The sequence below is a fragment of the Sporosarcina sp. FSL K6-1522 genome (assembly GCF_038622445.1).
GTDB lineage: Bacteria > Bacillota > Bacilli > Bacillales_A > Planococcaceae > Sporosarcina.
This window is the reverse complement of the sequence record NZ_CP152019.1, coordinates 190182-214849: the sequence shown is the minus strand read 5'-3', so window position 1 is coordinate 214849 and position 24668 is coordinate 190182. Positions and strand designations below refer to the sequence as shown.

Genomic DNA, 24668 nt, shown 5'->3' with positions numbered 1-24668 from the left:
AGATGAAGAAACAACTATTGCTACTTATGCTCGCTTTAGTATTGGCGTTAGCAGGGTGTGTCCAGACGAAGTCGGACGTGAAAGAAAAAGGCGATTCGAAAAATGATGGGGGCGGCGATGGCAAAGTAACGATTGAACTCCTTGGTATGAGCAGTGGGGAGTCCGATATTAACATTGTGCGTGACCAGCTCACAAAGAACGGTTTTGATGTCAAAATCAATATGCAGCCCGATTATGGTAGCTTTAAAGCACAGCAAGATGCTGGGAATTTTGATATTTCCTTATCTGGCTGGACGACTGTAACAGGAAATCCGGATTACGCAGTGCGCTCGATTTTTAAAACAGGCGGCGACTATAGTATTTTAGCGGATTCTGAAGTGGATACACTGATTGATAAAGCAGCTACACAAACAGTTGAAGAATACAAAGAGACATACAAAGAGTTGGAGCAACGTATAGTAACGGATAAAGCGTATATTGCACCGCTGTATATTTCTTATAAAACACAAGCCATCAATAAAGATGTCTTAAATGTAGACACAGTTCGATTGTCAAAATCACGCTCTCTTCCATGGGAAGAAGTAGAGTTCAATGATCAGTCAAAGAATGCGACACAACCGCTTGTATTATCACAAACGATGCCGACATTGACGTCATTGGATCCGATTAAAGGAAATGATGGTTCCATCAACATCATTAATACAAATATGTATGTTCGTTTAGTGAATCTGACAGATGATGATAAAATTACGTCTGAAGGTTCATTATCGCTAAATCACAGCATCGCGGAAGGTAACTCTGAATACTATTTCGTATTACGCGATGACATTAACTTTGCGAAAATTGAGGATAAGAAAGCAGTAGATACAGGTGAGCGTGTAGGTGCTGATGATGTCATCTTCTCGCTAAACCGTGCAAAAGATCCAGAATCTGTACCCGATCACCGTACGTACAGCTTGCATGAGCATATTAAAGATGTAGAACTTGTCACAGACTTGGCTACACTTGAAGGTGTGAAAGAAGCGAGTGGCGGTGTGTCTGTGAAAGAAGCGCTGGAGAAAGATCTAGACGCTAACATTACGGAGCTTGTAGAAGATAAAACACAAGCGAATAATAAAGAAGGTAAATACCAAGTTGTGAAAATGACGACAACAGAGCCATTCCCACAAGTATTAAATTACTTGGCGCACCAATCTGCGGGGATTGTCTCTAAAAAACAAGTTGAAAGCATCAATACGTATGATGTAGCAACTTTCGACGTCAACAAAGACATTCCATATGGCGATCAAAACACAGTAACTGAAGGCGCTCAATATAACAATACATTGTACACAAGTGGTCCTTACATTTTGTCTACTAAAAATGATTATGAAGCGAATTTTCAAAAGAACCCTAGCTATATGAAGGGGACAAAACATGATCCTAAAATTTCAAACGTGACAATGCGTTTCATCAAAGATCAAGATAGCACACTGGCGGCGCTACGTAACGGTGAAATCGATTTGTTCTACGCTGTGCCAGAAACGAAATTTGACGTCATTGAAAGTGATAGCAAGCTGACGCTCCAAAGCATTGAAAGTAATGCGGTCACATACTTGCTATTCAATACAGCGAATCGTGATGTAGCGACAAGTGAAGATCTACGAAAAGCGGTCCTTTACTCCATTAACCAAGACGAGTTTTTAGACTTCTACCAAGGCAACAAAATCAAGGCATTCTCTACAGTGAGCCCAATTGTTAAAACGGGCAATGAGTTAGTAGCAGATCCTGCAAAAGTGGAAGAGTATTTGGCGAAATATAAAGAAAGTAAAAAGTAAAAATAGGGGTCCAACATCCGTGTTATCAAAGCGGATGTTGGGCTTTTTTGTCGGGCTGGTGGTGGAAAAGAAATTTCGATAATTTTTTTGTTGACTCAATTATTGTTTATAACTTTGGGGACATTTGAAAGAATGCTGATGATGACGGTCTTGAAAATGACTGTGGATATGTGGATAAGTTGGAGGCGAGCAGTTGGGAAAACTTTTTTCCTATTTACGTGTGGACCACAACATGTTAGGGTATATAAAGTGAATAAGGCACAACATATAGTATTGAGCGATGAAAAGGTACGGACATCTGTTTGGTGGAAGTTTCCCATTATCTTCGGAGGTTGAACGGTGGAAGTAAACGATATGTCATCCGAACGAGGGTGACGAACTTGTTTTGTTTCTAGCACTGAACCTAATGAGCGATAGCTCTGCCGAAAGGGTAGATTCATCGCTTTTTTATTGGAAACTACGAAAGCATATGCACGATATATGCGTAATATTAGGAGGAGACGGTCATTATGGCAACGAAAATTGCGAAAACAGGCATCGATGTAGTATTGGACGGATTACAAAGTGAATTTGGTGTAGGGAAAATTGAACCGCTTGTCATTGCGAGTGAACGCTGGCAACAGAAGCACCCTGAAGGTACGGAATCTGATTGGGCGAAGGCGATGACACTTGAGTCGCTCAGTAACTTGGACGAGGCAGCGACGTATTGGACATTCATTGCGGCACGTATTCATCTACAGGATGTCTACAATCGTCAAGAACAGCTGCGCGGTGCAAAAGTATACACAGACTTCGCGGCAAACGTTGCACGACTTGTTGACCAGGGCCTCTATACACCTGTCATCACAGAAAAATATTCACAAGAAGACTTGAACTCGCTTGGCAAAATCATTGAACCAGAGCGAGACAAACTGTTTACATACATTGGTTTAAAAACATTAATGGACCGCTATGTAGCCGTTAATTTTGATAACAAATCTGTTGAATTACCACAAGAACGCTGGCTCGTTATTGCGATGATGCTCATGCAAGATGAGACGGAAAATCGTCTTGAAAAAGTAGCAGAATCCTACTGGGCAATGAGTAGCTTATATATGACGGTTGCAACACCGACGTTGTCGAATGCTGGGAAACCACATGGTCAATTATCGAGCTGCTTCATCGACACAGTAGACGATTCACTACAAGGCATTTATGACAGCAACACGGACATCGCGAACTTGTCGAAATATGGCGGCGGTATCGGCGTCTATATGGGGAAAGTACGTAGCCGTGGTTCATCTATTAGAGGTTTTAAAGGTGCATCAAGCGGTGTGCTTCCATGGATTAAACAGTTGAACAACACAGCAGTAAGCGTTGATCAGCTAGGACAACGCCAAGGCGCAATCGCTGTGTACCTAGACGTTTTCCATAAGGATATCTTCACGTTCCTTGATTTGAAATTAAACAATGGGGACGAGCGTTTACGTGCGCATGATATTTTCACAGGTGTTTGTTTGCCGGACATTTATATGGAACAAGTCGAAGCACGTGGCGATTGGCATTTGTTTGATCCGCATGAAGTTCGGACAGTGATGGGCTTTTCTCTTGAAGACTTTTATGATGAAACAAAAGGTGCAGGTTCTTTCCGTGAGAAGTATATGGAATGCGTTAATCATCCGGAATTGAGCAGAGAAACAGTCCCAGCGATTGATATCATGAAACGCATTATGCGCAGTCAGCTGGAAACAGGCGTACCATTCATGTTCTACCGTGATGAAGTCAATCGTGCCAATGCAAACAAGCATAAAGGTATGGTGTATTCTTCTAATTTATGTACAGAAATCATGCAAAATCAAAGTGCGACACAATTTGAGTCTGTCACACTTGAAGATGATATCGTCGTAACACGTTCAAAACCAGGTGATTTCGTAGTTTGTAACTTATCATCCATTAACCTTGGACGTGCAGTGCCGGCAAGCGTTTTGGAACGCCTTATTAAAATCCAAGTGCGCATGCTCGACAACGTTATTGATTTGAATAAAATTCCGGTTGTTCAAGCGCAGCGGACAAACTCTCGTTACCGTGGAATTGGGTTAGGAACGTTCGGTTGGCACCACTTGTTGGCGTTACAGAACATCCAATGGGAATCAGACGCAGCGGTTGACTATGCCGATAAATTATATGAAAAGATTGCGTATTTAACGATTCAAGCGTCATCAGAATTAGCGAAGGAAAAAGGCGCTTATCCTTTATTCGAAGGATCTGATTGGCAGTCGGGTGCTTATTTCGACAACAAAGGTTATGATTCGAACGAATGGCGCGAACTTCGCGCTGACGTAGCGACAAACGGTATGCGAAATGGCTATTTAATGGCGGTTGCGCCAAACAGCTCGACATCCGTTATTGCAGGCTCAACAGCTTCGATTGATCCGGTCTTCAAGCCGTTTTATCACGAAGAGAAGAAAGACTATAAACTGCCAGTTGTGGCACCTGATTTGGATCACAACACGTATGACGTGTATCGTCGCTCTGCGTATATTGTGGATCAACGTTGGTCGATTAAACAAAATGCAGCGAGACAGCAACATATTGACCAAGGGATTTCTTTCAACTTATATGTTCCGAATAATATCCGTGCTTCTGTCCTGTTAAACCTTCACATACAAGCATGGAAATCAGGCATGAAAACGACATATTACACGCGTTCTACGGCGACGGACATTGAAGAGTGTGAATGGTGTCATTCTTAATCGCTTACGCAACATGGAGCGGCAATACACAAGAAGTCGCGGAACTCATTGAAGCGCAGCTAGCAGATGCAGGCATTTCCGTAACATCGTATCGTATTGGCGGGGGCGTTATTCCAAACCCCCGCCATTTCGATGCGATGATTATCGGATCCTTCACGTGGGATCAGGGCTCGACGCCGGATGAAGTGAAAGATTTCGTTGCAGACGTTGGTTACAAGCCGGAAAACGTTTATGTCTTCGGAACGGGAGACACCCAATTTGGGGGCGACGAATTATTTTGTCATGCAGCCGTGAAATTGGCACGTTTTTACGAATCGGCATATGAGCCGCTGAAAATCGAACAAAGCCCACGTGGCGTACAGGAAACAAAAGTGATCGAATGGTCGAAAGGGGTCATCAAGCATTGGAAAAACTTACACGAGTAAAGGTAATCGAACCAGCAAATCCAAATAAATCAACTGCTATTTTTGGTGGACAAGCAAGCGGTATCCTTAATTGGAATGACCTTGCGCATCCACATTTCTATACATTGCGTCAGCGCATCCGTTCTCTTTTCTGGACGGCGAACGAAGTGGATATGACACAAGACGTCAAACAATTTTCTAATTTAACACAAGCCGAGCAAGATGCATTCTTAAAAATTATCGGCTTGTTGGCGACATTAGACGGACCCCAAACAGATATCGCAGCGAAAATCGCACAGTATACGACAGATCCATCTGTTAAATCACTGATGGCAACGATTGCGGATCAGGAAAGCGAGCATAATCATAGTTATGCGTATGTTCTTTCCTCAGTAACGACATTTGACAAACAGCTCGCATCATTTGAAATGGGCCGTACAGATGAAGTGCTCATGCGTCGTAATGAACGAATTGTCGACGTCTATAATGACTTTGCTGAAAACCCAACCGTTGAGTCAGCACTCAAAGCGATGGTGTACACGACATTGCTCGAAGGACTGTTTTTCTATAGTGGCTTCGCATTCTTCTACAACTTAGCACGCAATCAAAAAATGGTTGGTACATCAACAATGATTTCGTATATTAACCGCGATGAGCTCCAGCACGGAAAAGCGATCAGCGACATTTTCCGCGCAGCACTGGCAGAAAATCCAGAACTCAATACGGAAGCATTTACAGAATGGATTTATGATCAATTCCATCACTCCGTTGAGCAGGAAATTATCTGGAGTCGCTATGTACTTGCAGATATTGAAGGCATCGAACTGGACGAAATGGCGGGCTACGTGAAATACCGTGCCAACAAAATGTTACGCATGTTAGGCTTGAGTGAAATCTACCCTGAGTTCACCGACAATCCAATGAAATGGATTCGTGCTTACGTCGATAGTTTCGACGATACGAAAACCGACTTCTTTGAACAGACATCAAGGCAATATGTGAAGACAAGTGATTTGAATGGCTTTGATGATTTGTAAAACGAAAATGTGAATAAGAGAAGGCCTTCCTTCACCCTTAGTTTACTTTTACAACACCTGCTCTTTATTGAGCGGGTGTTTTTTGCATTATTTAAAACGATAGCACGTTAATTCACCTTGACGTCTACGATTGTAACGGGTGGCAAGCAGATTAGCACCAGCAAAACTAAGGCATTCCCTACTACTAACTAGCAGCCTTGCTCGGTATGATTGTTGTTGAGAGATACGATTACAACAATCATGACGGGAGGAATCGACAAAATGAGCCAACTTACTGAAAATACCCTAGTCTCTGATATTGTCACAGCATTTCCGCAAAGTGCGGATTTGTTTAGAAACCTACGCATCGACTTTTGCTGTGGTGGGAAAGTCACCCTGCAAACGGCAGCGCAAGAGCGCAATCTAGATCCGGCAGTCGTGTTAACGAATGTGCAAGAACTAGCGCAAAAGCACGATGCACGGGACAGTATGCATCCACCCTCATTTGGCAATAAAACGCTTGTTGCTTATATTCAAGAAAAGTACCATGCAAATTTACGCGAAGAATTACCACTTTTGGAACCGTATGTGGCCAAAGTGGCACGTGTACATGGAGACAAGCATCCTCATTTGTTCCGGGTGCAAGCAATCTATAAAACATTGCGTGCCGCGTTACTAGAGCATACGGATGATGAAAATCAAAACGTCTTCCCGCTCATTCTAGCATTCTTTGAAAAACCGACACTTGAACTGAAAGAACAATTAAAACCACATGTCTTTGAACTTGAAGAAGAGCATGACAACGCTGGAAGATTGCTCCATGAACTGCGTGATATTACGGATAATTTTACGTTGCCAGAAGATGCGTGTAATACGTATCGAATTGTCTATGCCCGACTTGAACAACTTGAAAAAGATACTTTTGACCATGTTCACCTTGAAAATAATGTACTATTTGATCGCGTACGTGCGGTTCTATAATGTTTCCCTGAAAATCCCACTACTTCGACTAACATCGGGTAGTTGGATTTTTGGGTGTTTAGAAGATTATAAAGTCTCGTACGGGGAATAAGGAAGTAGAGAGAGGTTTTTGTTTAGGTGTCCTGCACTGTTATTAACGAATAAGGTCAGTTTGTGGACGATATAGGACTTTCCCTAATAGGAAGATAGTGGGCAGTTCTATAAAATTAGAATTATATGAATGGCCGTGGTGATGAAATTCCTCATTAAATTCGTCATTCTGAAAAGGAGTGAGTGTTTCCGATGAAGAAGAAATTTGGATTGAATTATTTCAAGCCTGTTGAGCGCTACTCAGGGAATTGGTCGGTATTGGAGGAGAAAAGCCGTGACTGGGAAAACATGTATCGGCAACGTTGGTCGCATGACAAAGTAGTCCGTACAACGCACGGTGTTAACTGTACAGGGTCATGTAGTTGGAAGGTTTTTGTGAAAAACGGCATTATCACATGGGAGAATCAGCAAATTGACTATCCCTCATGTGGGCCCGATATGCCTGAATTCGAACCTCGTGGCTGCCCACGTGGTGCTTCCTTCTCTTGGTATGAGTACAGTCCACTTCGTGTGAAGTACCCGTACATACGTGGCAAACTGTGGCGCATGTGGAGCCAAGCGTTAGCGGAGCAAAAAGATCCGGTTAAGGCTTGGGCAAGCATTGTGGAAGATCCTGCAAAATGCGACGAATACAAAAAAGCACGTGGTAAAGGCGGACATGTCCGAGTGAATTGGCGAGATGCCACGATGCTTATTTCTGCGCAACTGATTTACACCGTACAGAAATATGGCCCAGATCGTATCGCAGGCTTTACCCCGATTCCGGCTATGTCGATGGTTAGTTACGCTTCGGGGGCACGCTTCATCTCTCTTCTTGGTGGCGAAATGTTGAGCTTTTATGATTGGTATGCGGATCTACCGCCGTCCTCTCCACAAATCTGGGGAGAGCAGACAGATGTGCCGGAATCGAGTGACTGGTTTAACGCGGGCTACCTCATTATGTGGGGATCGAATGTACCGCTAACGCGGACGCCTGATGCGCATTTCATGACAGAAGTGCGTTATAAAGGGACAAAAGTCGTCTCGGTTGCGCCTGATTACGCGGAAAGTGTAACGCATGCAGACGACTGGATTGCGGCCAATCCAGGGACGGATGCGGCGGTTGCACAAGCGATGACACATGTTATTCTCGACGAGTTTTATGAGCAACGGAAAGAGCCGATGTTCTTGAATTACGCGAAGCAATATACGGATATGCCTTTCCTCATTACGCTTGAGGAGCACGAAAGTTCTTACAAGGCAGGGCGCTTTTTACGCGCAAGTGATTTAGGTAGCGAAGCCGAGCATGCCGAGTGGAAACCCGTTATTTTCGATGAAACGACGAACACCATCCTTGTCCCGAATGGCACGATGGGGCAACGTTGGGAGCAAGATACGAAATGGAATCTAATTCTCGACAATGCAGATGGTACCCGGGTTGAGCCAGCTTTAAGCGTTACTGACCACGGTGCAGAATGGACAGAAATGGTCTTCCCTTACTTTGATAATACGGAGAATGGGACATTTAGTCGCCCGATTCCAGTGAAGAAAGTGCAGTTTAAAGATGGAACAGAACGACTCGTTACAACGGTGTACGATTTAATGCTAAGCCAGTACGGCGTTCGTCGTATCGGTAGTGAGTTGGAAGCGCAAGGCTATGATGATACTACATCATTTTACACACCAGCTTGGCAGGAGAAAATCACGAGCGTGAAACCAGCGCTTGTGACACAAATTGCCCGTGAATTTGCACAGAACTCACTCGACACGGGTGGTCGTTCGATGATTATTATGGGTGCGGGTATTAACCACTGGTTTAACAGTGACACCATTTACAGATCCATTTTGAATCTCGTGACATTAACGGCATCCCAAGGTGTTAACGGCGGGGGCTGGGCGCATTATGTGGGACAGGAAAAATGCCGTCCAATTGAGGGCTGGAGCACAATTGCATTTGCAAGGGATTGGCAAGCACCACCACGTCTGCAAAATGCGACATCGTTTTTCTACTTCGCAACGGACCAGTGGAAATACGAAGAAATGGGCGCGGATTTACTGATGTCACCTACTGGAGGAAAAGCGCGTTATGAGCACCCGGCTGACTATAATGTCATGGCAGCAAGGCTCGGCTGGCTACCATCCTACCCACAGTTTAATAAAAACAGTCTTCAATTTGCTGAAGAGGCGGCGAAAGAAGGCAAGACGACAACGGCAGAAATCGTGCAACATACACTTGATCAGATAAAATCGGGCGAAGTTCAGTTTGCAGCAGAAGATCCTGGCGCACCTGAAAACTTCCCACGTTCATTGTTCATATGGCGTTCTAATCTCGTTTCGAGCTCGGCAAAAGGGCAGGAATACTTCATGAAACACCTTTTCGGTGCTTCAGACGGTTTGCTTGCTTCTCCGAACGAAGAGGTGAAGCCGGAAGAAATGGTATGGCGAGAAGAAGTGGAAGGCAAACTCGATTTGCTCGTTGCACTCGATTTCCGCATGACCGCAACGCCGATGTATGCAGACGTTGTGTTACCAGCAGCAACTTGGTATGAGAAAACGGATCTGTCATCGACTGATATGCACCCATTTGTCCATCCGTTTAATCCAGCGGTAGATCCATTATGGGAATCGCGTTCTGACTGGGACATTTACCGTTCTATTGCACAGACATTCTCCGGAATGGCAGAAACACATTTGCCAGGCGTCTACAAAGATTTAGTGACAACGCCGTTAGCGCATGATTCCATCCAAGAAATTGCACAGCCTTATGGAGAAGTGAAGGATTGGAAGAAGGGCGAAGTGGAAGCCATTCCGGGCAAAACGATGCCAGGGATGACGATTGTTGAGCGGGATTATACAAAAATTTACGATAAGTACGTCACATTAGGGCCATTATTGTCCACAGGGAAAGTCGGCGCGCATGGTGTGAGCTTCTCTGTTGCCGAGGAATACGAAATGATGAAGGGCATCAACGGAACGTATTACGATGAAACAATCAAAAATGGATTACCGAAATTGCATACAGCGAAACATGCGGCAGAAGCGATGCTCACATTGTCATCTGCGACGAATGGTCGCGTGTCACAACGTGCCTTTGAAGCGGCGGAGCATGATACGGGGGTTGAACTAAAAGACATTTCAGCCGACCGTGCAGCAGAACGCTTTACGTTTGCGGGAATTACTGCCCAACCACGTGAAGTGATTCCGACGCCTGTCTTTAGTGGGTCCAATAAATTAGGCAGACGCTATTCACCGTTTACAACGAATATTGAGCGACTCGTGCCATTTAGAACGTTGACGGGTCGACAACATTTCTATATTGATCATGAATTATTCCTTGATTTTGGTGAAGCGATGCCAGTTTATAAACCGACATTGCCGCCAATGGTCTTTGGTCCGCGTGATAAACAAATCATCGGTGGACAGGATTCGCTTGTTTTACGCTATTTGACGCCGCATGGTAAGTGGAATATTCACTCGACATATCAAGATAATCAGCATATGTTAACGCTATTCCGTGGAGGCCCAACAGTGTGGATTTCCAATGAAGATGCGGAGGAGCATGGCATTGATGATAACCAATGGTTGGAAGTGTATAACCGAAATGGTGTTGTGACGGCAAGAGCTGTTGTCAGTCACCGCATGCCAAAGGGCACGATGTTTATGTATCACGCGCAGGATAAGCATATTCAAGTACCGGGGTCTGAAATTACAGAGGAGCGAGGCGGGAGCCATAATGCGCCGACACGCATTCATATGAAACCGACGCAAATGGTCGGCGGCTATGCGCAGCTCAGTTACGGATTCAACTATTATGGCCCAATCGGAAATCAGCGAGACGTCTATGTAGCCGTCCGCAAGATGAAGGAGGTAAATTGGCTTGAAGATTAAAGCACAAGTTGCAATGGTCATGAATCTCGATAAATGTATCGGCTGTCATACATGTAGTGTCACGTGTAAAACGACATGGACGAACCGCGAAGGTGCCGAGTATATGTGGTTTAACAACGTAGAAACGAAGCCAGGAATCGGTTATCCAAAACGTTGGGAAGATCAGGAACTCTATAAAGGTGGCTGGAAATTACGCAATGGCAAATTGGAGCTGAAATCAGGCTCCAAGCTATCGAAAATTGCCTTAGGTAAAATCTTTTACAACCCAGATATGCCGGAGATGAAAGATTACTATGAGCCTTGGACGTATGATTACGAAAAGTTAACAATGGCTGGCGATAGCGAGCATACACCAGTTGCACGTGCAAAATCGGTCGTATCCGGCGAATACATGGATTTAGAATGGGGTCCAAACTGGGAGGATCAGCTAGCGGGTGCACATATTACAGGTCCAACTGACCCGAATATCGAGAAAATCGAGGAAGAAATTAAATTCAATTTCGAGCAAGCATTTATGATGTATTTGCCAAGACTTTGCGAGCATTGCCTCAACCCAAGTTGTGTAGCGTCTTGTCCATCAGGTGCGATGTATAAGCGTGATGAAGATGGGATTGTCCTTGTTGACCAAGAAGCCTGTCGCGGTTGGCGTTATTGCATGACAGGTTGTCCGTATAAAAAAGTGTACTTTAACTGGAAAACGAACAAGGCAGAGAAATGTACATTCTGCTTCCCGCGGATTGAATCAGGACTGCCAACAGTTTGTTCTGAGACATGTACAGGACGTATCCGCTATTTAGGCGTTCTTCTATATGATGCAGACCGCGTGCTTGAAGCGGCTTCGACACCAGATGAAAAAGACTTGTACAAAGCGCAATGTGATTTGTTCCTTGATCCAAATGATCCGGAAGTCATTGAACAAGCTAGAAAAGATGGTATTTCAGAAGAATGGATTGAGGCAGCCCAAAACTCACCGGTTTACAAACTAGCGATTGAGTACAAGTTGGCCTTCCCGTTACATCCTGAATACCGAACATTGCCGATGGTTTGGTATGTACCGCCACTGAGCCCGATTATGAACTACTTTGAAGGAAAAGATTCCATCAAAAATCCGGATATGATTTTCCCAGCGATTGAAGAGATGCGTATTCCGATTCAATACTTGGCGAACATGTTGACGGCTGGAGATACGGAAACGGTCAAAGGTGCGTTGCAGCGTATGGCGATGATGCGGTCCTTTATGCGAGCAATGTCTTCAGGCAAGGAATTTGATGAATCTCGCCTTGAACGTGTCGGCTTGTCGGCTCATCAAACGAAGCAGATGTATCGACTGTTAGCGATTGCGAAATACGAAGACCGTTTTGTCGTCCCAACTTCTCATAAAGAAGGGCATATGAATATGTATCGTTCACAAGGTTCTGCGGGCTATACGGAGATGGGCGATTATGGTAGGGACACGAACCAGAGCCAATTTAGTTATTCTGTCATGGGGACAGGTGGCAACTGTGATGGGTGTGGACCTGCTACGCCGGCTAAATCAGGCAAGGAAATCTATGAAGAGAATTTCTATGGGGGGATCTGGCGTGATTGATCTGAAGCGATTGTATGAAGAGAAGCATGCATTTGGCTTTTTCGCCTATCAGCTATCGTATCCTGAAAAACTTAGTTTCCACCCGGCGGTTTTGGAAGAGTCATTTGACTCTTCCCACCCGGCCTATGCCTCAGTCAAAACGTATTGGGATGAAATGTATGAGCATAGCCTCGATGACATTCGGGAGATGTATACGTATACATTCGATTTTCAGAAGGAATCGACGCTATTTATGACCTATGTGAAGTATGAGGATGCGAAAGAACGTGGCCAAATGCTGGCGAAATTAAAAGTGCTCTATGAAATGTTCGGGTTGAATATGTCGGATAACGAATTATCCGATTTTCTGCCGCTCATGTGTGAATTCATTTACGCAGCGGAATGGCTAGGAGATCCACGCGCACAGCAAAGTTATTCCATGCTTCTCGCTGTGATGGAGGACGGAAGCTATCATTTAATGAAGGCCTTAGAAAAGTATAATAATCCTTATTATCATCTCATTCGAGGAATGAGGGAAACGTTCAAGTCTTGTATTCGTCAGGAGGAACTTGCCAATGACTAGTCAATTTTTGTGGGTCATTTTCCCTTATATTTGCATGGCAACGTTTATTGTCGGTCATATTTTTAGGTATCGTAGTGACCAATTTGGTTGGACGGCAAAGTCCAGTGAGTTCATTGAGAAAAAGCAATTGATGCTTGGGAGTATTTTATTTCACATTGGGGTGATGCCGGTCATTGCGGGGCATGTTGTCGGTTTAGGTGTGCCGAAGGAGTGGACACGTGCGCTTGGCATTAGCGACCATCTGTATCATATGGGTGCGGTTTGGATTGGTGGTTTTTTCGGCTTCATGACACTTGCAGGTATGGTGATTTTGACGTCACGTCGATTTTTGTTGGCCAACGTTCGTAAATTATCAACAGCATCGGATTTAATCGTGAACTCGTTATTGTTGCTTATCGTTTTTCTTGGGATTTACAGCGTGGTTGCTACGAATGTGGCACAACCTGAATTCGATTATCGAGACTCTATATCTATTTGGTTCCGTTCCCTTCTTATTTTCCGCCCTGAAGCGGGTCTTATGTCGGCTGTTCCAGTGGCCTTTCAATTGCACATACTATCAGGATTCTTGATATTTGCTATGTGGCCTTTCACAAGACTTGTTCATGTATGGAGTGTGCCGTTGAATTATGTAGGCAGAAGCTATATCCTGTATAGAAAGAACCGTACGAATTAACTTAGGAAAAAGGTGCAAAGCCTTTTTCTGTATAAGGAGTATCGATATGACTGGACAGGAAGATTTCGATTTTCAAGAGGAAATTGAGCAGTTGCGTGAGCGTTTTGCCTTTGACTTTGTTGCGATTGCGCTCGTGCAGCCAGCTGAAAGACGTTTTGAGCTGAAGTGGACACATGCAACGGGCAATCGAAGCAACCGTTATCAAAGAATTGTGTTGCAAACAGGTAAAGGTGTTGCGGGTCATGTATTTAAAACAGGTAAGCCCTTTTTGGTAGAAGACACAGACGGTGTGGTGGGGGCAAATGATATGTTCAATTACCCGATTGTAGTGGCGGAAGGGCTAAAAAGCTTTGGGGCAATCCCGCTTTATAAATACAATCGTGTAAAAGGTGTCTTGCTTGTTGGCTATCGGGAAGGCATGAAATTAACGACAGAGGCATTTGGGGAATTTCAACGGGTAATCGGCTCAGAATTTGGTCCATTTTATTGTAAGGAGATGGTGAAAGATTGATGGATATCAAGACGAATCAGTTATCCGAGTTGTTGATGAAGCTATACGACAATGCAGCCGAAGCCATCTTCTTTTTTGATCGGAATGGAAAAGTGATTGCGATGAATGACGCAGCCCAGCTTATTTTGAATGTGGACGTACTCGATCGAATGATGGTGGGAGAGGCCAATGCGATTTGCCTGACGTGTAAAGGGTATACAAATGAACAGGAACTGCAAACCTGTTTATCTTGCTACATGATCAACCCGAAAGAGGATTTTACGTCATTTCAAGTGTACTTAGATACAAAAGGTAAAGGTGTGATTCCGTATGCAGCTAGTTATCAGACGATTGATGCTGAAAACGGGGTTCGTGTGTTCATGCTACGGGATTTGACGAAGCAATATAAAACCCAAGAGTCGCTCAATCAAAAAAGGATGATGAAAAGCGTCATCAAAGCCCAGGAAGATGAGCGAAAACGAATTTCAAGGGAATTGCATGATAGTGTGGCGCAAGAGATGTTGAGTTCGTTGGTAGAACTTCGAGTCTTAAAGTATATGAATATCGATGAGGACGTATTGAAGAAAGTACAACAGACGGAAGGCTCGTTAATGCGGTTGCTAGATGATATTCGTCATCTGTCCGTGGAGCTTCGTCCTGCGACATTAGATGATTTAGGGCTGGAAGCGGCGTTTCGAACACATTTCAAATGGATTGAAAAGAATTATGGGCTCGTTGTCCATTTTGCAGCAGAACTCGAGTCGAAAAGATACGAAGGTGAAATCGAGACAGTCGTCTATCGTATTTGCCAAGAAGCGGTTTTCAATGCGTTGAAATATGCGAGTACGGATGACATTGATGTTCGTCTTTTTGAGGAGCAAGGGATTTTAAAATTGCATGTGACGGATGAAGGAGTTGGCTTCGACTTGAATGCGGTACATCCAAAAGGTACGGGGCTTGGCTTGTACGGCATGAGGGAACGGGCCGAATTGGTTGAGGGACAAATTACGATTGATGCTGAACTGGGAAAAGGTACGGCGATTCGTTTGGAAATTCCAGTGAAGGAGGAGATGGCGCTTGAAAATCATAATCGCGGATGATCACGCAGTGGTTCGAAGCGGCTTCATGCACATTCTGAATTACCAGGATGATATGGAGGTTGTGGCGACTGCGGCTGATGGGTTGGAGGCGTACGATATGGTCGCCAAACATCGTCCGGATCTCTTGTTAATGGATTTGAGCATGCCTCCAGGAGAAAGTGGTCTCATTGCGACAGGGAAAATCAAAGAAGATTTTCCAGAAACGAAAATTCTTATTTTAACGATGCATGACGATGAAGAGTACTTGTTCCATGTGTTGAAAAATGGGGCATCTGGTTATGTGTTGAAAAACTCGCCAGATGAAGAACTACTCATTGCGATTCGTGTTATTTATGAAGGGGGCACGTATATCCACCCGGCGATGGCGACTTCTCTTGTCCGAGAATTTGTAAGAAGAGACGGAGAGGGTGCGGAAACAGATCCTTTCAAGATTTTATCGAAACGTGAAATTGAAGTGTTGCCACTTGTCGCAAAAGGGTATGGCAATAAAGAAATCGCAGAGAAACTCTATATTTCAGTGAAGACGGTCGAAGCGCATAAATCGAAAATTATGGAAAAGTTGCAATTGAAAAGTCGTCCCGAGCTCGTTGAATATGCATTGAGAAAGAAGTTTTTGAACTTTTAGGAGGTGCATCAATCGTGGCGGAAGGAAGTAGGTTTAAGTTTGACCTCCCGGCATTACGCGTGCTTGAAAATGAACATCGGTATTTGGCTTATTTAATGGATGGTTGGCATGCCATTGTATTAGGCTTTGAACGGGATATTTATACGCTTGAGGAAGGTCGAGAAGCGTTGCAAACATTACGTAAGCTGATCATTGAATTCATTGATCCTTTGAAAAATCATACGGAAAAGGAAGAGGAATTTCTATTTCCTTTGTTGTCACTCTACGTAGGGAATGACCAGGGGCCTGTGCATGCGACAGAAGAAGAGCATGAAGAAATCGATGCGTATATCGGTCATTTTTTGCATCATACGCGTGGGGACGTAAGCGAATTGACGATGCAGGATATGAAGGCTGTTGTGAGAGATGCAGGAGAAGCGTTTGAAGTGATTACGGTCCATTTTGTGAAAGAAGAAGCAATCCTTTTTCCAATGGTGAATAACGTCCTGCGAATGGAAGAACAAGATCAGTTGTATGAACAACTGTATACGTCTATCTTGTGAAGGAATATAGGGATTTCCTTAGGGAATCAAAGGGAAGCGCCTAATCGTGTTTTGGCTAGACAATCGATACAATTATCTTAAAGGTTTATTCATCGAATAAAGATAAAACTTTAGAATTGGACTGATTGGGATGATTAGAAAAGCACAATTGCCGTTGCAGACGGCAAACTTAGTAGTCGGATTTATGGTATGGGTTTTGATTTCTTCACTACTGCCTTTTATCATAGAGGATATTTCGATTCCAGCAGAAAAACTAGCCATTGTTACGGCGGTACCGATTGTTTTAGGTTCTATTTTGCGGATTCCATTAGGATATTATGCTAATATATTTGGAGCTAGATTGATTTTTTTAGTCAGTTTTATCTTGCTTCTGTTCCCGGTTTTTTACATAAGTGAAGCGTCGACGTTTACCGATTTAATTATCGGTGGGACGTTCCTTGGGATTGGGGGCGCGGTGTTTTCGGTAGGGGTGACATCACTGCCGAAGTACTATCCGAAAGAAAAGCATGGTTTAGTGAACGGAATTTACGGTATGGGGAACATGGGGACGGCAATTTCAACATTCGCTGCGCCGGTGCTGGCTACGCAAATTGGCTGGTCCATGACGGTTAAGCTTTACCTCATCTTGCTCCTTATTTTTGCAGCATTGAATTTCGTGTTTGGGGATCGTAAAGAAGTTAAAGTAAAAACGCCGATTGTTGAGCAGATTAAAGGCGTTTATAAAAATGAAAAACTATGGTTCTTTTCACTGTTTTACTTCATCACCTTTGGTTCGTTTGTGGCCTTTACAGTTTTTCTACCAAACTTTCTCGTGACTTATTTTGAGTTAGAGAAAGTGGATGCAGGGATGCGGACAGCCGGTTTTATCGCGGTTGCAACCTTTTTGCGTCCGGTCGGTGGGTGGCTGGCAGATAAGTTCCAACCGTTATTTCTACTGATGGGTGTCTTTTTTGGTCTGACGGTTGCGGCTATTATTCTCGCATTCTCACCAACGATTGCCTTGTATACAGTGGGCAGTATGTTAATTGCTACAACGGCGGGGATTGGGAACGGTGTGATCTTTAAGCTTGTGCCGTTCTATTTTAACAAGCAAGCGGGGATTGTGAATGGAATTGTATCGATGATGGGCGGGATTGGTGGATTTTTCCCACCGTTGTTGTTGTCGGTTATTCACTCGATGACAGGTTCCTATTCAATTGGTTTCATGGCCTTTTCACAAGTTGCACTTGTCAGTCTTGTGCTCGTCGTTTGGCTCTATTATATGGATCGGTTGTCGATGTCGGTGGAAGTGTTTAATTCGACAGGGCAGGGTATTCTAGTAACGGATGCTTCAGGTACGATTGAATCGGTGAATCCGGCATTTACGAGGCTGACGGGTTATTCGGAAGAGGAAGTCGTTGGGCGCAACCCGAATATCCTGAGCTCTGGTAAACAGTCGAAAGAGTTCTACACAACGATGTGGAGTCAAATCGGCGAAGAGGGACTATGGCAAGGTCGCATGTGGAATAAAAAGAAAAGCGGGGAAGAATATTTGGAGTTATTGTCCATTAGTGTAGTGAAGGACGATTCTGGAGATGTGACTCGTTACGTAGGAACATTCAGCGATATAACGCCTTCGGGCGGAGAGGGCAGCCGGTTGATATGACCGGAAGCCCTCGCTTTATTTTAACTTAAATCAGTAGGGAGTTTAAACTCCTTACTGATTCAAGTTAAGCCTCCGACGGATGTCACAGATTTTCAGGGGAGCTTTTCGAGCTTGTTCGAAAAAATCTGGACGCAATTATGCTGGGGCGTAATTGATTATAAAAAGCGCAAGGAGTGTTTTCGTGAAAAATCGATATTCAAGACAAATGTTGTTCAAGCCGATTGGGCAAGTGGGGCAGGACAAATTGAGTGCGGCGCATGTTGTCGTAATTGGTTGTGGCGCATTAGGATCAGCCATTTCGGAGACGCTCGTTCGCGCAGGAGTTGGCAAGTTGACGCTTGCTGATCGTGATTATGTTGAACCGACAAATTTACAACGTCAGCAGCTATTTACTGAACAGGATGCGCAAGACGCGATGCCTAAAGTAGTGGCTGCTGAACGCCGTTTAAAGGCGATTCGTTCAGATGTCGATATTGTCACGGTGTTGGACCATGTCGATGGGCCGTTAATGGAAGAAATGACGAAAGATGCACATCTTATTATGGATGCTACGGATAATTTTGAAACGCGCTTATTAATGAATGATATGGCATGGAAAAAAGGAATTCCATGGATTTATGGGGCTTGTGTTGGTAGCTCGGGTACGGTTTTCCCGTTTGTCCCGGGGACGTCCGCTTGTTTTCGTTGTTTGTTGCCTGTATTGCCATCTGTCAACGAGACATGTGATACAGCGGGGATTATTGCGCCTGCTGTTCAGATTACGGCTGCGCACCAAAGTGCGGAAGCATTGAAGTGGCTGACAGGTAATGAAGCTGCGATGCGTAAAAAAGTTCTTCATTTTGACGTGTGGAATAATACGCAGGTAGAGGCAGGGATTTCCCGTATGCGTAACGAACGATGTGAGACTTGTGGAGAAGAGCCTGTGTACCCAGCGTTAACACGTATGGAAGGGACAGGCTATGCGGTGTTATGTGGACGAGATACGGTGCAAATTACGCCGGATGTAGGACGAACATTGACGCTTGCTGATGGAGAAGCGGTTGCGCAACGTTTAGCTGTTCCTTACAAAGTGACACCATTCTTTGTAGAGTTCACTGCGAGCGGCTATCGCTGTATTTTGTTCGGCAATGGTCGTCTGTTAATTCATGGATTGAAGGATATGAAAATAGGCCGCAAGTTGTACCATCAATTTTTCGGCTGAAAATAGGGGTGTTATCTTGTCACATTTACAGGATTCAGATAAAAAGAAGCAGTTGAACTGTTGTGTGCTAACAGTCAGTGATACACGAAACGTGGCGAATGATCGAAGCGGTTTGACGATCAGAACGAAGTTGGAGACAGCTGGGCATGCTATTTTTGAAACATGGATTTGTCAGGATGATAAAGAAGAAATCCAATCGATTGTAGAAGAGTGGTTACGAAATCCCGATGTCCATGCGATTATTACGACAGGTGGAACAGGTATTGGTTTCCGGGACATTACGATTGAAACTGTGACGCCATACTTTACGAAGACACTCGATGGCTTCGGTGAATTGTTCCGCTTTTTAAGTTATACGGAAGATGTTGGCTCAAAGGCCTTACTAAGTCGGGCGACAGCAGGTGTTGTAAACAACAAAGCATTGTTCGCGCTACCGGGATCGGTGAAGGCGGTTGAACTGGCGATGGATAAGTTGATTGTTCCGGAATTGCACCATATTGTGCATGAGCTGACGAAGCATTTGGCCGACTAAGTTCGCCATTTCCACTTCCTGTGGCAACGTCGGCACTAGTATATCCTGTACGTCGGAGGATTGCGGCGAGGTGTTTCATGTAAAACGCACAGACTCATTAAGCGTCTGTGCGTTCGAAATCACCATTTTTGCCGCCAGTTTTACGAAGTAGCATCGTTGGACCGATGATCATTTCCTTACCTGCTGCCTTGCACATATCGTAAATGGTTAGTGCGGCGGCGGAAGCGGCTGTGAGAGCTTCCATTTCCACACCTGTGACGCCTTTTGTTTTGGCTTCCGCTTGGATGAGGACTTCGTAGCGATTAGAGGTCACATCGATAGCCCAGTCAAATCGGATGTCGACACCTGTCAGTGGGATAGGGTGACACATTGGAATGATGGATGACGTGTTTTTTGCTGCCATAATCGCAGCAACTTGTGCAACGGCAAAGACGTCACCTTTTTTATTGGTACCTTCTGTAATTTGAGCGTGAATGGTTTCATTGACGATGATGGAGGATGTTGCGATAGCTGTGCGGATGGTTTCGGCTTTATCAGAAACATCAACCATCTTGGCGCGTCCTTGTTCGTTGAAATGCGTGAGTTCAGACAATGGAGTCATTCCTTTCGTGTAGTATAATGTTAGTATACCAGAAGAGAGAGGGGCATCAGTATGGTAGAAATGAGAAAACCAATTCAGGTAGCGGAAGCTGTCCGACTTGTCATAGCGCATGTACAAGCGCTTGGGACGGAACAAGTTGCACTTGAACATACATATGGAAGAGTTTTGGCGGAACCGATTATCGCTAAGCATGATGTGCCGTCATTTGATCGTTCGCCGTACGATGGCTTTGCCGTACGGGCAGCGGATACGGTAGGAGCATCAGGTGAGAACCGAGTTGCCTTTACCGTTATCGGGGAAATTGGTGCGGGGTATGTGGCAGATCGTGCGATTGGTGAAGGGGAAGCGTATCGCATTATGACGGGCGCACCGATTCCGATGAATGCGGATGCGGTCGTGATGCTGGAGCAAACGGTTGAAGGCACAGATGGCTTTACGTTGCGTAAACCGTTTAGTCCAGGTGAGAACATATCCTTCAAAGGCGAGGATGCGAAAGAAGGCGAGTTGCTTATTGAAGCGGGGACGCTCATTCATCCAGGGACGATTGCCTTGCTTGCGACGTTTGGTTATGCGGAAGTGGCAGTAGCTAAGCGACCGGTTGTGGGGATTCTTTCGACAGGAACGGAATTGCTAGCCGTTTCGGAGCCGCTCGTACCGGGGAAAATTCGTAATTCCAATGGACCGATGATTGCGGCACAGCTTGACCGTATGGGCATTGCGTATCAATCGTATGGTATGCAGGAAGATGATCTAGATGCTTGCGCGGCCATTGTTGAAAAAGCACTCGCGGAGACAGATGTGCTCATTACGACAGGTGGCGTGTCTGTTGGGGATTATGATCATTTACCAGCCATTTATGAGCGATTAGGTGCGAAGGTGTTATTCAACAAGGTGGCGATGCGTCCTGGTAGTGTGACGACGGTTGCGGTGTTAGGCGATAAGTTGTTATTTGGATTATCGGGGAACCCATCGGCTTGCTTTACCGGCTTTGAACTGTTTGCACGTCCGGCTATTCTTGGCATGATGGGTAGCCAAACTCCTTATGTGCCACATATGACAGCTAAGCTTGGGGAAGATATTTTGAAGCCGAATCCGTTTACGCGCTTTATCCGTGCGATTTGGGAAATGACGCCGGAAGGAATTGTTGCGGTGCCAGCTGGTTTCAATAAATCCAATGCGGTATCGTCGATTGCACGTGGCAATTGTTTAATTGTATTGCCAAGTGGAACGCGTGGATATACAACTGGAATGACCGTCGATTTGTTACTACTTGGTGCTGAACAAGGCGTCGGTGAATGGGTGCTATGAAGACGCTCCATATTGTGGGCTTTAAAAATAGTGGAAAGACGACACTTGTTGCAAGATGGGTGCGTTTATTGAAAAAGCATGGGTTATCTGTGGCAGTATTGAAGCACCATGGGCACGGTGGGCAACCGACGATGCCGGACGCTACGACGGATACGATGCAGTTTTTTGACAATGGAGCGGATGTCTCGGTCGTTGCGGGTGGTGGTGCTGTGCAGTTATTGTTAAATGAAGAGCCAGCATTCACTGAATTAAAAGCATTGGCAACTAGCGGGAATCCGCATACTTTACTCATTGAAGGGTATAAAGAACAACAAGGAGAGAAAGTTGTTTTGTTAAGAGATGCGGAAGATTGGGACGCCCTGCAACAATTACAGGGTATTCAATTGGTTGTAGGTTGTCCAGAGGTCGCGACTGCGATGCCGCATATAGGCTCAAGGACAGACGTTGAGAAGCTAGATCACTGGCTACTGAACTGGATAGAGGAGATTAACGATGAAACCATTTGAAATTGTAGAAACACCGATTGACACACAAAAATATACAGATTATGTCCTTCATGCGGGTGCAGGTGCTGTGACCGTATTTACCGGTCATGTACGAGAATGGACGCATGGTGTTCGCACATTGTATTTGGCGTACGAGGCGTACGTGCCAATGGCGGAGAAAAAATTAGCTGAAATTGGTGCGGAAATGGAAGCGAAATGGCCAGGTGTCAAAGTAGCAATTGCCCATCGAATTGGCGAGATGCATATTTCGGATATTGCTGTCGTGATCGCAGTCTCATCACCACATCGCAAAGCGGCATACGAAGCGAATGAATACGCCATTGAGCGCATTAAAGAAGTCGTACCTATTTGGAAAAAAGAAATATGGGAAGACGGCGAAGAGTGGATAGGCGGACAGAGAAAATATCCTGAGGGAGGTGGGCAGCAGTGATTACAGTGCATTATTTTGCAAGGCTGCGTGAACTGGCGGGCAAGGCGGAGGAAACAATTGATCAAAAGTCGATGACAGTGAGTGAGTTATTGGACTGGGCAGAGGAGACGTATCCTGGTTTTGGTAAAGATACCGTACACGTCGCAGTCAATGAAGAATATGCCTTGAAAGAGGATGTCATTCAGTCTGGCGACGTCTGTGCATTCATTCCACCGGTAAGCGGCGGATGAAGACAGTCGGTATTATCCTTGCAGGCGGGGAATCGCGTCGATTTGGTTCCCCGAAAGCATTTGCAAAGCTAGGGAATCGCTATTTTTACGAAGTTGTTAAAGAGGCGCTCGCTAGTCATTGTGATGAAGTAGTAGTTGTGACAAGACAAGAGCTTGTCGCGCGTTTTCCTGTAGGTGTGAATGTTATAATGGATGGAGTAAAGTATGCAGGACGCGGTCCGCTTGCAGGGATCCTGTCGGGGATGGAGTCCGTGGAAGCGGACCGCTATGTGGTTTTACCATGCGATATGCCATTTGTTGATGGTGAAGTCATCGGCGAGTTACTTGCGCGACATGAACAGGCTGTAACGGCGGTTGTTGTAGAGGGGCGGCATCATCCGCTCGTTTCGGTTTGGGACGCAGATGTCATGCAAGTGCTGCGTGAAGCGTTGGACAGCGACCAACTGCGTGTCATGGCGGTGTTGTCAACGAGTGGCGTGACATGGATTGAGGGGTATGTATTGACGGAAAATGAAAAGCAGGTATTTGCGAATGTGAATACGCCTGAGGTATTGGAAAGGGGCTGAAGAGATGGAAGCAATTATAGATAAGCTCGGTCGTCCGATTCGGGATTTACGCATATCAGTGACGGACCGCTGTAACTTCAGATGTTCCTACTGTATGCCTAAAGAAATTTTCGGTGATGATTATGTATTTTTACCGAAAAATGAATTGTTGTCGTTTGAAGAACTTGAACGATTTGCACGGTTGTTTGCGTCACTAGGCGTGAAAAAACTGCGCTTAACGGGTGGCGAACCGCTAATGCGACGCGATCTCCCCGAGTTGGTAGAGAAGTTGATGAAGATTGAAGGGATTGAGGACATTGGGCTGACGACGAACGGCGTGCTATTGAAGCAATATACACAACCGTTATATGACGCGGGTCTTCGTCGTTTAAATATGAGTCTGGATGCACTCGACCCAGAAATTTTTGGTGTGTTGAATGGCCGAGGCATTAAGCCTGATTTGATTTTGTCGAATATTGATTATGCCAAAAAAATTGGCTTCGATATTAAAGTGAATATGGTCGTGCAGAAGGGTGTCAATGAAAGTGAAATTCTTCCGATGGCCGCTTATTTCAAAGAGCGAGGCATTACACTACGCTTCATTGAATTTATGGATGTCGGCAATGACAATGGCTGGAGCTTTAAAAAAGTCGTAACGAAAAAGGAAATTTATGATCGGTTACGTGCTGTTTATGACATGGAGCCCGCTGAACAGGATTATTATGGTGAAGTGGCCAAGCGTTATCGGTACTTGGATAACGGGGCACAAGTAGGCTTTATTACATCGGTTTCGGAATCGTTCTGTTCGACGTGTACACGCGCAAGACTGTCATCGGATGGGAAATTATATACTTGTTTGTTTGCATCAGAAGGTTTTGATCTACGCGAATTAATCCGTAGTGGGTTGACGGATGCAGAGCTGCTGGAGAAAATTACGGCTGTGTGGGCTCGCCGCGCGGATCGCTATTCGGATGAACGAACAGAGCAAACGGCAAAGAATCGCAAGAAAATTGGCATGAGTTATATAGGTGGATGAAGCGCTACTGCGGTAGCGCTTTTTTTTGTGCTTAGAAAATTATGTTTGACAATCTAAATTATCAGTTTTATAATCACTGTATGTTCATTATGCGAATAGTTATGTTCGTATTGTGAACGAATGAGAAGTGGGTCACTTATGAATAAT

The 24668-nt window shown here is 44.8% G+C and carries 23 protein-coding genes; 22 read left to right on the top strand and 1 reads right to left on the bottom strand.

The features are described 5' to 3' along the window. The first annotated feature begins 2 nt into the window (after nt 1-2). The 16 genes from MKY34_RS01040 to MKY34_RS00965 all read left to right on the top strand — a co-directional run bounded on the left by MKY34_RS01040 (nt 3) and on the right by MKY34_RS00965 (nt 19865). Entirely contained in the window at nt 3-1817 is a 1815-nt protein-coding gene (locus tag MKY34_RS01040; RefSeq protein ID WP_342513408.1) for an ABC transporter substrate-binding protein, read from the top strand. A 509-nt stretch (nt 1818-2326) separates the two neighbouring features. Next, a complete protein-coding gene (locus MKY34_RS01035; protein ID WP_342513407.1) occupies nt 2327-4549 on the top strand; it encodes a ribonucleoside-diphosphate reductase subunit alpha in 2223 nt (740 codons plus the stop codon). Continuing rightward, entirely contained in the window at nt 4534-4974 is a 441-nt protein-coding gene (locus MKY34_RS01030) for a flavodoxin (protein ID WP_342513406.1), read from the top strand. The genes MKY34_RS01035 and MKY34_RS01030 overlap by 16 nt, the downstream gene beginning before the upstream one ends. Then, nucleotides 4953-5990, top strand: coding sequence for a ribonucleotide-diphosphate reductase subunit beta (locus MKY34_RS01025; RefSeq protein ID WP_342513405.1), 1038 nt, complete (start codon nt 4953-4955; stop codon nt 5988-5990). The genes MKY34_RS01030 and MKY34_RS01025 overlap by 22 nt, the downstream gene beginning before the upstream one ends. A gap of 261 nt (nt 5991-6251) precedes the next feature. After that, entirely contained in the window at nt 6252-6950 is a 699-nt protein-coding gene (ric, locus tag MKY34_RS01020) for an iron-sulfur cluster repair di-iron protein (RefSeq protein ID WP_342513404.1), read from the top strand. Between the two features lie 282 nt (nt 6951-7232). After that, the gene (locus tag MKY34_RS01015) at nt 7233-10907 is read left to right on the top strand and encodes a nitrate reductase subunit alpha (protein WP_342513403.1); all 3675 of its coding nucleotides are present in this window, start codon (nt 7233-7235) and stop codon (nt 10905-10907) included. After that, the gene (narH, locus tag MKY34_RS01010) at nt 10897-12495 is read left to right on the top strand and encodes a nitrate reductase subunit beta (protein WP_342513402.1); all 1599 of its coding nucleotides are present in this window, start codon (nt 10897-10899) and stop codon (nt 12493-12495) included. The genes MKY34_RS01015 and narH overlap by 11 nt, the downstream gene beginning before the upstream one ends. Next, on the top strand, nt 12488-13057 hold the full coding sequence (locus MKY34_RS01005; RefSeq protein ID WP_342513401.1) for a nitrate reductase: 570 nt from the start codon (nt 12488-12490) through the stop codon (nt 13055-13057). Before narH ends, MKY34_RS01005 begins: the two co-directional genes overlap by 8 nt. After that, a complete protein-coding gene (gene narI, locus MKY34_RS01000; RefSeq protein ID WP_342513400.1) occupies nt 13050-13730 on the top strand; it encodes a respiratory nitrate reductase subunit gamma in 681 nt (226 codons plus the stop codon). The genes MKY34_RS01005 and narI overlap by 8 nt, the downstream gene beginning before the upstream one ends. A gap of 46 nt (nt 13731-13776) precedes the next feature. Beyond that, nucleotides 13777-14241, top strand: a complete 465-nt coding sequence (locus MKY34_RS00995) for a GAF domain-containing protein (RefSeq protein WP_342513399.1) — start codon at nt 13777-13779, stop codon at nt 14239-14241. Beyond that, nucleotides 14241-15320 (top strand): ATP-binding protein, encoded by a 1080-nt coding sequence (locus MKY34_RS00990; protein ID WP_342515155.1) that lies wholly within the window; start codon nt 14241-14243, stop codon nt 15318-15320. Before MKY34_RS00995 ends, MKY34_RS00990 begins: the two co-directional genes overlap by 1 nt. Continuing rightward, nucleotides 15298-15945: a response regulator transcription factor gene (locus MKY34_RS00985; RefSeq protein ID WP_342513398.1), complete on the top strand. Its 648-nt coding sequence runs from the start codon at nt 15298-15300 to the stop codon at nt 15943-15945. The genes MKY34_RS00990 and MKY34_RS00985 overlap by 23 nt, the downstream gene beginning before the upstream one ends. A gap of 14 nt (nt 15946-15959) precedes the next feature. Then, on the top strand, nt 15960-16487 hold the full coding sequence (locus MKY34_RS00980; RefSeq protein WP_342513397.1) for a hemerythrin domain-containing protein: 528 nt from the start codon (nt 15960-15962) through the stop codon (nt 16485-16487). A 130-nt stretch (nt 16488-16617) separates the two neighbouring features. Then, on the top strand, nt 16618-18132 hold the full coding sequence (locus tag MKY34_RS00975; RefSeq protein WP_342513396.1) for an MFS transporter: 1515 nt from the start codon (nt 16618-16620) through the stop codon (nt 18130-18132). A gap of 181 nt (nt 18133-18313) precedes the next feature. Then, nucleotides 18314-19333, top strand: a complete 1020-nt coding sequence (locus MKY34_RS00970; protein WP_342513395.1) for a ThiF family adenylyltransferase — start codon at nt 18314-18316, stop codon at nt 19331-19333. 16 nt (nt 19334-19349) lie between these two features. Continuing rightward, the gene (locus MKY34_RS00965) at nt 19350-19865 is read left to right on the top strand and encodes a MogA/MoaB family molybdenum cofactor biosynthesis protein (RefSeq protein WP_342513394.1); all 516 of its coding nucleotides are present in this window, start codon (nt 19350-19352) and stop codon (nt 19863-19865) included. Between the two features lie 97 nt (nt 19866-19962). On the opposite strand, the gene moaC is transcribed toward MKY34_RS00965, so the two are convergent. After that, nucleotides 19963-20457 carry a cyclic pyranopterin monophosphate synthase MoaC gene (gene moaC, locus MKY34_RS00960; RefSeq protein WP_342513393.1) on the bottom strand — a complete coding sequence of 165 codons (495 nt, stop codon included), beginning with the start codon at nt 20455-20457 and terminating at the stop codon, nt 19963-19965. A 60-nt stretch (nt 20458-20517) separates the two neighbouring features. Here moaC and glp point away from each other — a divergent pair, with 60 nt between their 5' ends. Genes glp through moaA form a run of 6 tightly spaced genes read left to right on the top strand, consistent with a single transcriptional unit; the run spans nt 20518 to nt 24521 of the window. Beyond that, nucleotides 20518-21774 carry a gephyrin-like molybdotransferase Glp gene (glp, locus tag MKY34_RS00955; RefSeq protein ID WP_342513392.1) on the top strand — a complete coding sequence of 419 codons (1257 nt, stop codon included), beginning with the start codon at nt 20518-20520 and terminating at the stop codon, nt 21772-21774. Next, the gene (mobB, locus tag MKY34_RS00950) at nt 21762-22280 is read left to right on the top strand and encodes a molybdopterin-guanine dinucleotide biosynthesis protein B (RefSeq protein WP_342513391.1); all 519 of its coding nucleotides are present in this window, start codon (nt 21762-21764) and stop codon (nt 22278-22280) included. The genes glp and mobB overlap by 13 nt, the downstream gene beginning before the upstream one ends. Then, nucleotides 22267-22710, top strand: a complete 444-nt coding sequence (locus MKY34_RS00945) for a molybdenum cofactor biosynthesis protein MoaE (RefSeq protein WP_342513390.1) — start codon at nt 22267-22269, stop codon at nt 22708-22710. The genes mobB and MKY34_RS00945 overlap by 14 nt, the downstream gene beginning before the upstream one ends. Further along, nucleotides 22707-22940, top strand: coding sequence for a molybdopterin converting factor subunit 1 (gene moaD / locus MKY34_RS00940; RefSeq protein ID WP_342513389.1), 234 nt, complete (start codon nt 22707-22709; stop codon nt 22938-22940). Before MKY34_RS00945 ends, moaD begins: the two co-directional genes overlap by 4 nt. Next, nucleotides 22937-23506 (top strand): molybdenum cofactor guanylyltransferase, encoded by a 570-nt coding sequence (locus MKY34_RS00935; RefSeq protein ID WP_342513388.1) that lies wholly within the window; start codon nt 22937-22939, stop codon nt 23504-23506. The genes moaD and MKY34_RS00935 overlap by 4 nt, the downstream gene beginning before the upstream one ends. Nucleotides 23507-23510: 4 nt before the next feature. Further along, nucleotides 23511-24521, top strand: coding sequence for a GTP 3',8-cyclase MoaA (moaA, locus tag MKY34_RS00930; RefSeq protein ID WP_342513387.1), 1011 nt, complete (start codon nt 23511-23513; stop codon nt 24519-24521). The last annotated feature ends 147 nt before the right edge of the window (nt 24522-24668 follow it).

Excerpts from the sequence above, each read along its gene's own strand:
- MKY34_RS01040 (WP_342513408.1), top strand. The coding sequence starts at position 3 with ATGAAGAAACAACTATTGCTACTTATGCTCGCTTTAGTATTGGCGTTA.
- MKY34_RS01035 (WP_342513407.1), top strand. The coding sequence starts at position 2,327 with ATGGCAACGAAAATTGCGAAAACAGGCATCGATGTAGTATTGGACGGA.
- MKY34_RS01030 (WP_342513406.1), top strand. The coding sequence starts at position 4,534 with ATGGTGTCATTCTTAATCGCTTACGCAACATGGAGCGGCAATACACAA.
- ric (WP_342513404.1), top strand. The coding sequence starts at position 6,252 with ATGAGCCAACTTACTGAAAATACCCTAGTCTCTGATATTGTCACAGCA.
- MKY34_RS01015 (WP_342513403.1), top strand. The coding sequence starts at position 7,233 with ATGAAGAAGAAATTTGGATTGAATTATTTCAAGCCTGTTGAGCGCTAC.
- narI (WP_342513400.1), top strand. The coding sequence starts at position 13,050 with ATGACTAGTCAATTTTTGTGGGTCATTTTCCCTTATATTTGCATGGCA.
- MKY34_RS00995 (WP_342513399.1), top strand. The coding sequence starts at position 13,777 with ATGACTGGACAGGAAGATTTCGATTTTCAAGAGGAAATTGAGCAGTTG.
- MKY34_RS00990 (WP_342515155.1), top strand. The coding sequence starts at position 14,241 with ATGGATATCAAGACGAATCAGTTATCCGAGTTGTTGATGAAGCTATAC.
- MKY34_RS00975 (WP_342513396.1), top strand. The coding sequence starts at position 16,618 with ATGATTAGAAAAGCACAATTGCCGTTGCAGACGGCAAACTTAGTAGTC.
- glp (WP_342513392.1), top strand. The coding sequence starts at position 20,518 with ATGGTAGAAATGAGAAAACCAATTCAGGTAGCGGAAGCTGTCCGACTT.
- mobB (WP_342513391.1), top strand. The coding sequence starts at position 21,762 with ATGGGTGCTATGAAGACGCTCCATATTGTGGGCTTTAAAAATAGTGGA.
- MKY34_RS00945 (WP_342513390.1), top strand. The coding sequence starts at position 22,267 with ATGAAACCATTTGAAATTGTAGAAACACCGATTGACACACAAAAATAT.
- MKY34_RS00935 (WP_342513388.1), top strand. The coding sequence starts at position 22,937 with ATGAAGACAGTCGGTATTATCCTTGCAGGCGGGGAATCGCGTCGATTT.
- moaA (WP_342513387.1), top strand. The coding sequence starts at position 23,511 with ATGGAAGCAATTATAGATAAGCTCGGTCGTCCGATTCGGGATTTACGC.